The sequence below is a fragment of the Gemmatimonadota bacterium genome (genome assembly GCA_016209965.1).
Classification (GTDB): Bacteria; Gemmatimonadota; Gemmatimonadetes; order Longimicrobiales; family RSA9; genus JACQVE01.
Genome location: JACQVE010000027.1, coordinates 1 through 7978, shown reverse-complemented (window position 1 = coordinate 7978; position 7978 = coordinate 1). Strand labels below are relative to the sequence as shown.

Here is a 7978-nt window from a genome sequence, read left to right as displayed (position 1 = left end):
GCTGATCACGGACGAGGCAACGCGCTCCGAGGCCGTCGGTTATACCCGCACGGCGCTGGGCGGGCCAGTGCATGGCATTACCCAGCGCCGGCGCAAGGACGGCACGCTGGTAGATGTCGAGGTGCTCGGCGTCCCCGTAGTCCTGGACGGCGAGCGTGTCGGCCTCATGGGCCTGTACCACGACATCACCGAGCTGGTGCGCGCGCGCCGCGAGGCGGAGGCGGCCAGCCGGGCCAAGAGCCAGTTCCTGGCCAGTATGAGTCACGAACTGCGCACGCCCCTTAACGCCATCATCGGCTACAGCGAGATGCTGGCGGAGGAGGCCGAGGAGCTCGAGCAGAGCGGGCTGGTTCCGGACCTGCAGAAGATCCAGTCGGCCGGCCGCCACCTGCTCGGTCTGATCAATGATATCCTGGACCTGTCCAAGATCGAGGCCGGCAAGACCGAGCTCTACCTCGAGACCTTCGACGTGGCCCAGATGGTCCAGGACGCGGCCACGACCGTCGGGCCGCTGGTCCAAAAACAAGCCAACCGGCTGATCGTTCGCTGCGCCGCCGGGATGGGCTCGATGCACTCGGACCTGGTCAAGGTGCGCCAGTGCCTGCTGAACCTGCTCAGCAACGCGTCCAAGTTTACCGAGCGGGGCGAGATCACGCTCGCGGTCTCGAGAGAGAGTGGCGGCTCAGGCGCAGGGGGCCGGGCGCAAGCGGTGAGGGTGGCCGGTGGCGGTAGCGCGGCCGGCGCGGCCGGCGGGGCCGCCGCGGCCGGAGCCGGCGACTGGCTGCGTTTCCGGGTCACCGACACCGGCAGCGGCATGACCGTGGAGCAGGTGGGCAGGTTGTTCCAGGCTTTCTCACAGGCCGAAGCGGGCACGGCCCGGAAGTATGGCGGCACAGGCCTCGGCCTGGCCATTACCCGGCGGTTCTGCCAGATGCTGGGTGGCGACGTCGCCGTCGAGAGCCACCCGGGCCACGGCTCGAGCTTCACCATGCGCCTGCCGGCCGAGCCCCGCGCCTCGAGCGGCGAGGCGAGGGCGGCGTTCCGGGCGGGCGCCGCCGGCGCTCCCCGCTCGCCCGCGGCAGAAGCGCCGCGCGTGGCGGCCGAGAGCTGATGCGGTAACGGAGGAGCCATGGCGAGCAAGAAGCGGGGCAGCAACCCGCCCCGCGGGAGCGGCGTCGACCTGGCGCGGCGCCAGGAAATCCTGCTCCGGCTGAGCACCGAGCTGGCGGGCGCACTGGACGAGGACCAGGTCTGCCGCTGCCTCGTCCAGGGTCTGCACAACGAGGCGCGCGGCTACGACTTCCTGGGCGTGTTCCTGGTTGACGAGCACACGGGCGACCGCGTGCTGCGCGCCAGTGTGGGCTGGGCTGACGTGCCGCCCGACTTCCGTATCCCTCCCGGCCGCGGGCTGACCGAGCGGCCGTTGCTGGACGGACAGCTCCACTATACCCCGGATGTGACCACAGACCCGCGGCTGGTAGTGGCTAAGAACCTGGGCGCGGAAGTCGACGTGCCCATACCGCTGGGCGACCGGGTCGCCGGCGTCCTGGCTGTCGAGAGCCCCCGTGCGGGCACTTTCGGCCCCGACGACTTCGAGTTGCTGACTGCGGCCGCGAACCAGGCGGGGCTCGCTCTGGCGCGGGCGCGGCTGGTGGCGCAGGAGCGCCGACTCCTCGAAGCGGAGCGCCGCCGCGCCGACGAGCAGGAAGCGCTCTTTGCTACCATTGCCGATCTCTCGGCCGAGCTCGAGCTGGGCAGGCTGCTGCAGGCCGTGCTCGGGCGCGCGGTGGGCCTGCTGAACGCGACAGGTGGCGAGCTGGCCGTCTGGGACGAGGCCAAAGCCGAGCTGGTGATCGCCGCCAACTACCGCACCGGCCAGGGCTCGACCGGCCGGCGCCTCGCCGTGGGCGAGGGCGCCATGGGTCACGTCGCCAGGACGCGCCAGCCCATGATCATCCCGGACTACCAGACCTGGGAGGGCCGCTCCGTGCAGTACGGCGAGGTGGGCGCCCACGCCGTGGTGGTCGCGCCCCTGCTGATCGGCGGGCGCCTGGTGGGCGCCATCAACGTCTGGGACGGAGACCCGGCCCGGCACTTCGGGCCGCAGGACGTCCGCCTGCTCAACCTGTTCGGGCCGCAGGCGGCCGTGGCCATCGAGAACGCCCGGCTCTTCACCGCCGCGCAGCAGCAGAAACAGTACTTCGAGGCCGTGGTGCGCAAGAGCCCCGTCTCCATTGTCACCCTGGACCTCGAGCACAACATCATGGGCGTGAACCCCGCCTTCGAGAAGCTCTTCGGCTGGAGCGAGGAGGAGGTGCACGGGCGCAACCTCGATTCACTCGTGACCACGGAGGCCAGCCGCTCGGAGGCGGTGGCCTACACCTACCAGGCGCTGGCCAGCAGCGCCCACGGCATTGTGAAGCGACGTCGCAAGGACGGAACGCTCATTGATGTGGAGATGTTGGCCGTTCCCGTCCTGGTGGAGGGGGAGCTGGTCGGCCTCATGGCGCTTTACCACGACATCAGCGAGCTGCTGCACGCGCGCGAGCTGGCGGAGTCGGCCAACCGAGCCAAGAGCCAGTTCCTGGCCAACATGAGCCACGAGCTGCGCACGCCGCTGAACGCCATCATCGGCTACAGCGAGATGCTGGAGGAGGAGGCCCACGAGCTGGGCCAGCAGCCGCTGGTCCCCGACCTGCAGAAGATCCAGGCGGCGGGCCGGCACCTGTTGGGCCTCATCAACGATATCCTGGACCTCTCGAAGATCGAGGCCGGCCGCACCGAGCTCTACCTCGAGAGCTTCGACGTGGGACGCATGGTGGACGAGGTCGCCACCACCATCCAGCCGCTGCTCGAGAAGCGGTCCAACCGGCTGAAGCTGGTCCGTGGCGACTCGCCGGGCTCGATGTACTCCGATCAGGTCAAGGTCCGCCAGTGTCTGCTGAACCTGCTGAGCAACGCCTGCAAGTTCACGGAAGGCGGCTCGATCACCCTGGAAGTGCGGCGTGAGTGGGCGGAGGGCGAGCGGCGTGTCGAGTGGCTGCGCTTCCGCGTGAAGGACTCCGGTATCGGCATGACGCCCGAGCAGCTTTCCAGGCTCTTCCAGCCCTTCTCCCAGGCGGACGCGTCCACGGCGCGCAAGTACGGCGGCACCGGGCTCGGCCTGGCCATCACCAGGCGCTTCTGCCAGATGCTGGGCGGCGACGTCCGCGCGGCCAGCAAGCTGGGCAGAGGCTCGACCTTCACCATCCGTCTGCCCGCCCAGGTGCCGCTGCCCGCGGAGAGCGCCGCACTTGCCGCCGCGGCCGCGCCCGCGGCCCTCGAGGCAGGCAGCGGCGAAGCCGGCACACTGCTGGTGATTGACGACGACGCCGCCGCCCGCGAGCTCGTGCGCCGCTCGCTCAGCCGCGAGGGCTTCCGCGTCGAGGAGGCCGCTAGCGGCGAGGCCGGGCTGCGCCGCGCCCGGGAGCTGCACCCCGACGTGATCACGCTGGACGTCATCATGCCCGGCCTGGACGGTTGGGCCGTGCTCGCCGCGCTCAAGGCCGACCCGGAGCTGGCCGATATCCCGGTCGTCATGCTCACCATCCTGGATAACCAGAACCTGGGCTTTGCACTGGGCGCGACCGAATACCTCACCAAGCCCGTGGACCGCGAGCGACTGCTGGCGGTGCTCGGCCGCTACCGCCGCGGCGATGGGGAGGGGCCCGTGCTGATCGTGGAGGACGACGCCGCGATCCGCTCCATGCTTCGCCGCATCCTCGAGCGCGAGGGCTACGCCGCCATCGAGGCCGAGAACGGCCGCGCGGCCCTCGAGCGCATGCTGCAGCAGCGGCCGCAGCTCGTGCTGCTCGATCTGGTCATGCCCGAGATGGATGGCTTCGAGTTCGCCGCCGCCTTGCGCGAGCGCGAGGAGTGGCGGACCATTCCTGTGATCGTCGTGACCGCCAAGGAATTGACCGCCGCGGACCGGCAGCGGCTGAACGGCTTCGTCGAGGCTATTCTGCAGAAGGGCGCGTATACGCGCGAGCGGCTGCTCGCTGAAGTCCGGGAGCTGGTGGCCGCGCACGTGAAGCGGCGCCGGCTCGCGCCGGCAGCCCGGGAGTGAGCCGCAACTGCCCCGGCGCGGCCATGAGCCGCAGATGGCCTGTCATCCCTGGCGCAGGAGGCGCAGCGCATCTCCGACCTTAGGGATCTTGGCCGCACCGCCGGTGAGCCGCTTCTCCAAACAGGGTGGCGAAAACGGCAGCCCCCCTGCGCTCGTTGCCACTAGCGACGGCGCGCCGGGTCTGCCCTGAGGCGAGCGGAGCGGGGGGGGTTGGAGCTGGTGGGTCGGGAACGGAGGGGGGCTGGTGGGCGCGTCATCGCGCAGCTCGACCGAAGGGCAGACCTCGCGCCGGAGCGCGCTGGGAGTGCCGACGCTTCCACAGACTTCCATGGAAAGGAGCCGGACGTGCCCAAGATCCTGCTCGTAGAGGACGACGAGATGAACCGCGACATGCTCTCGCGCCGGCTCGAGCGGCGGGGGTACGTGGTAGTCATCGCTGTGGATGGCGAGAGAGGCGTCGCCCTGGCCAGCTCCGAGGGGCCGGACCTGATCCTCATGGACATGAGCCTGCCCCTGCTGGATGGCTGGGGCGCCACCCGTCAGCTCAAGGACGATCCGGCCACCCGCTCCATTCCTGTCATCGCACTGACTGCCCACGCCATGGCCGGCGACCAGGAGAAGGCGCTCGCCGCGGGGTGCGACGACTTCGACACCAAGCCGGTCGAGCTCACGCGCCTGTTGGGCAAGATCGACGCGCTCCTGGCCAGGCGGATCCCGCGATGAGTGAAGTCCGGACCGGCCTCGTGAGACGGCGCCGTAACGCCAGGGTGACGGCGACCCGCCATCCTGGTGGCTCGGTGACCAGCCACTAGGGCGAGGAGCTGGCGACGGTCTCCGGTCTCGCGCCCGCGAGCTTCACGGCCACCGGCCTGGCCGGAGCGCTGGCCTCCATTGCGGTTATGACGGGCGTTACATCGGCGCGGGCGGCGGCAAGTTCACGCTCCTCGACTTCGGCTCGACGACGCCGCTCCAGCCCATCTTCGTCGACTCGACCACCGATCAACTGCGCGCCGTGGACTTCTCGACTGACGGGCGGTACGTGGCCTACGGCGGCCAGACCCGGCCGGCCGGTGCCTCGCCCATCACCATCCTGGGCATCTACGACCTCGCCCGCCGCCAGCGGGTGCAGCAAGACTCCATTGTCTGCAAGGACTGCTCCGATGGGGAGCTGCGCCACCTCTCCATCTCCTCGGATGGGAACCGCATCATCGCGGGCGATTGGGGGCAGCGGGTGCACTACTACGTGCGCAGCGATACCACCAGCCGCTGGCAGCGCGTGCAGTCCCTGGACGTGGGGAGCCGCGTCTACTGGACGGACATGAGCGCGGACAACTCGCTGGCCGTGGTGGGGATGCAGGGCACGGACGTGCGCCTCTACTCGCTGGGCACGAGCAGCTGAGCCTCCTGTGGCGGCGGCCAGATCCCGGAGGCCAGCCACTCGACCCGCCCATGGACGGCGGGGCGCGCCAGGTCTCGATCACACCGGACGGCAGCTACATCACCGCCGGCACGCGCGGCGGCGGGGCCGGTGGCGGGCAGTTCTATGTCTTCAGCCGCAGCGGCACCGTGCTCTTCTCGCGGCGCACGGCCGCCAGCCAGAGCGGAAGCACGTACGTGGGGCCCAACGGCGCCGACCCGGAGGTGTGGTTCACCCGCGTCTCGGCCGACGGAAGCAAGGCGGTATACGCCGGATTCAGCGGCGCCGCCTACTTCCTGCGCACGCAGTGAGGAAGTGATCCGTGCCCGTGCCCGTGCCCGTGCCCGACGGAGCACGGGACTCGGCCGGCTCGAGGAGGCAACCCCCGCGCCGGTCTCGGGTCGGGGGTCCCCGCTTCGCGGGTGGCGCTCCCGGTTAGCGGAGCCTCCTCGGCCGGCACTCACATTCGGTTTTTTCGCCCGGCTGCGGGTTGGCAGGTGAGTGCCGGCCTGCGGGGTCTCCGCTCGCTCCGCGAACACCCGCTCCGGGGGACCCCCGACCCGATACATGCGGGCCCTCAGCCAAGCCGGAGGGGCAGGTAAGCTCCATCCAATAGTTCAGAACCCGGCCGGTCACGGCCGAGCGGCTCCGGAGCACACGATGGCCACCGCTATGAGGGCAGGATGCCAGAGTGCAGCCGGCCCGGCGGACGATTCCTCGGCCGGGCCTCAGCCTACCCGCAGCAGTTCCGCAAGCTGCTCCGGCGAAAGCGCGTCCGTCCGCCGCGTGCCGAAGCGGCTGCCGGAGCGGTTGGTCCGCGCGGGCTCCGGTCTCGCCGCGCCGCCGCCCGCGTAATCGAAGGCTTGCAGGGAAACCCGCGCTATCCGGTAGCCCAGCAGCCGCTCGATGCCCCGGACCTGCCCCAGCTCCGCCGCCGTCTGGAAGGTTACCGCCTGACCCGTTGCGCCCGCGCGCCCCGTGCGGCCAATGCGGTGCACGTAGTCCTCGGGATCGAGCGGCACGTCGTAGTTGACGACGTGGCTTATCCCCTCGATGTCCAGTCCGCGCTGCGCCACGTCCGTGGCAACCAGCACACGGGCCGCACCCGAGGCGAAGGCGTCCAGTGCGCCCCGTCGCTCCCCCATGTCGCGGTCGCCGTGCAGCACCGTGATCGAGACGCCTGCGGCCTCGAGCTGCGTCGCCAGGCGGTCCGCGCCGCGCCGCGTGCGCGTGAAGACCAGCACCTGATCCATTCCCGGCTGCTCCAGCAGATGGAGCAGCAGGGGCAGCTTGCGCTCCGGCCGCACCGGGTAGAGCAACTGCTCGACGCCCGCCGCCGCCGTGGCCGAGGGCGCCGCCTCGACCCGCACCGGGTCGCGCAGGATGCGCAGCGCCAGGGCGTGCACGCCGTTGGCCATGGTCGCGGAAAACAGCAGCGTCTGCCGCTGGCGCGGGCAGGCTGCCAGCACCTGCTCGATTTGCGGGCGGAACCCCATGTCCAGCATCCGGTCGGCCTCGTCCAGCACCAGGGCACGCACGCCCGAGAGGTCAACCGTCCCGCGCTGCAGGTGATCGATCAGCCGCCCCGGCGTCGCCACCAGCAGCTCCACTCCCGCCCTCAGCTCCCGGATCTGCTTCCCCATGGGCAGTCCGCCCACCACCTCGCCTACCCAGAAATCGGTGTGCCGGCTCAGCGCACGCGCGTCCGCCGCCACCTGCTGCGCCAGCTCCCGTGTCGGGCAGAGCACCAGCGTGCGCAGCCCGTCCTGACCGAGTTGCCGCTCGAGCAGCGGCAGCAGGAACGCCCCCGTCTTGCCCGTCCCCGTCTGCGCGATGCCCACCAGATCCCGCCCCTGGCGGGCCGGCGGGATCGCCTGTTCCTGGATGGGCGTCGGCTGCCGCCACCCCAGCTCCCGCACCGCGTCCAGCAGCTCCGGCGCCTGAATCAAATCCTCGAACCTCATCATTCCTGAAAAACTTCTCCGGCTTCTCGCCGGCACTCACATTTGCGCCGGCTTCGCCTGGCTGCGGTCTGCAAGTGAGTGCCGGCCCGCGCCGGGCATAAAAAAATCGAGGCCGGGTACGCCGATCGGCGTGCCGACCTCGTGACCACAACTGCGACAAATTTAGCACAGGGGGCACGCGCCAGCAAGTGCAGGCAGCGAGGCAGCGAGGCAGCGAGGCAGCGAGGCAGCGAGGCATCGATTTCAGTGTAACCTTGAAATAGAAAGGCCCTACCCTGAGTGAAGTAGAAGGGCACGTCTTCGGAATCTGTTCGCTACGTTGCAGACGGACCCCCACCCGGAGAGAGGACGTGCTGAGTTTGGGTGGGTCCCTCATCGCGCAGCTCGGCTGAAGGGGCGCGCGGCCCGACGCAGCGCGCTTCAGCCCATGCGATGCCGTCAGCCTGTGACCTATATCGCGCGTCGGTCGTCCATCACAAAGAGCGACGG

The 7978-nt window shown here is 70.2% G+C and carries 6 protein-coding genes; 5 read left to right on the top strand and 1 reads right to left on the bottom strand.

Annotated elements, in window-relative coordinates:
• From HY703_01200 to HY703_01180, 5 genes are all read left to right on the top strand, one after another.
• Positions 1–1111 (top strand): PAS domain S-box protein (locus tag HY703_01200; GenBank protein MBI4543794.1); only part of this gene is annotated, 1111 nt, incomplete at its 5' end.
• A gap of 18 nt (positions 1112–1129) precedes the next feature.
• On the top strand, positions 1130–4108 hold the full coding sequence (locus HY703_01195) for a response regulator (protein ID MBI4543793.1): 2979 nt from the start codon (positions 1130–1132) through the stop codon (positions 4106–4108).
• Between the two features lie 345 nt (positions 4109–4453).
• Complete coding sequence (locus tag HY703_01190) at positions 4454–4831, top strand: response regulator (GenBank protein MBI4543792.1); 378 nt, start codon at positions 4454–4456, stop codon at positions 4829–4831.
• A 289-nt stretch (positions 4832–5120) separates the two neighbouring features.
• Positions 5121–5507, top strand: a complete 387-nt coding sequence (locus tag HY703_01185) for a hypothetical protein (protein ID MBI4543791.1) — start codon at positions 5121–5123, stop codon at positions 5505–5507.
• A gap of 50 nt (positions 5508–5557) precedes the next feature.
• Positions 5558–5836, top strand: a complete 279-nt coding sequence (locus HY703_01180; GenBank protein ID MBI4543790.1) for a hypothetical protein — start codon at positions 5558–5560, stop codon at positions 5834–5836.
• Positions 5837–6253: 417 nt separating this feature from the next.
• Here HY703_01180 and HY703_01175 read toward each other — a convergent pair whose 3' ends face one another.
• Positions 6254–7489, bottom strand: a complete 1236-nt coding sequence (locus HY703_01175) for a DEAD/DEAH box helicase (protein ID MBI4543789.1) — start codon at positions 7487–7489, stop codon at positions 6254–6256.
• Between the last annotated feature and the right edge of the window lie 489 nt (positions 7490–7978).

Coding starts and splice junctions, on each gene's coding strand:
- HY703_01195 (MBI4543793.1), top strand. CDS start 1,130: ATGGCGAGCAAGAAGCGGGGCAGCAACCCGCCCCGCGGGAGCGGCGTC.
- HY703_01180 (MBI4543790.1), top strand. CDS start 5,558: ATGGACGGCGGGGCGCGCCAGGTCTCGATCACACCGGACGGCAGCTAC.
- HY703_01175 (MBI4543789.1), bottom strand. CDS start 7,489: ATGAGGTTCGAGGATTTGATTCAGGCGCCGGAGCTGCTGGACGCGGTG.